The following is a 599-nucleotide window of genomic DNA, read 5'->3' as shown; positions in this document are numbered from 1 at the left end:
CTCCGGCAACGTCGGCAAACCGTATGCACCTTCAAGGTATTGCCGCCGCCACTTGAACAGAAGGTTGGCGTTGATGTCGTTCTGACGAGCGATCAACGCTACTGACGCCCCCGGCTCAAAGGATTCCTCGACCAGTTGCCGCTTGAAATCGGTCCGGAAATTAGGCCGCTTGTACGCACCGTCGGCCGTGCGCGCCCTCAATGTATTGTCCAATTTGGTGCCCGCAATAATTTGGTGGACACCAAATTACCCGGACACTCAATCCGCCGTCCAGAACGGCACTCACGAGTTGCTTACGGTCGACGGCAATGTCCCGGGCGTAGTTGAAGGTTGAAGGCGGCGGTTCCCCGTTGGAAATCCGAGAGAATCGGGTTTCGACGACCAACTTCCCGGACAGGGGACCAAGGAGAACCGCCAAATGAAGCGTACCAAGAAGAAGCCCCAAAGCGCCAGCGCGCCGTTGCACGTGGTGCCCAAGCAGGACCCGGACGGGCTGCGCGCCTGTTTTGCCGAGAACAGTCAGCTCCTGTTGCCCATGCTCGATCTGATTCAGAACACCCGCGCCAGCATCGACGAGTTAATGCACGAAGCCGGCCGTT

General features: G+C 58.6%; 1 protein-coding gene and 1 pseudogene. One reads left to right on the top strand and one right to left on the bottom strand.

The window, feature by feature from the left end; all coding sequences use genetic code 11:
* A partial coding sequence (locus GCT13_RS48095; RefSeq protein WP_152768471.1) for a transposase occupies positions 1-213 on the bottom strand: 213 nt, incomplete at its 3' end.
* Between the two features lie 205 nt (positions 214-418).
* Here GCT13_RS48095 and GCT13_RS48090 point away from each other — a divergent pair.
* Positions 419-599: pseudogene (locus tag GCT13_RS48090) on the top strand (IS256 family transposase); the annotation flags it as partial.

This window comes from Paraburkholderia franconis, from assembly GCF_009362735.1.
Taxonomy (GTDB): Bacteria; Pseudomonadota; Gammaproteobacteria; order Burkholderiales; family Burkholderiaceae; genus Paraburkholderia; species Paraburkholderia franconis.
The sequence above is the reverse complement of the archived record's forward strand: the minus strand, read 5'-3'. Positions and strand labels throughout refer to the sequence as shown.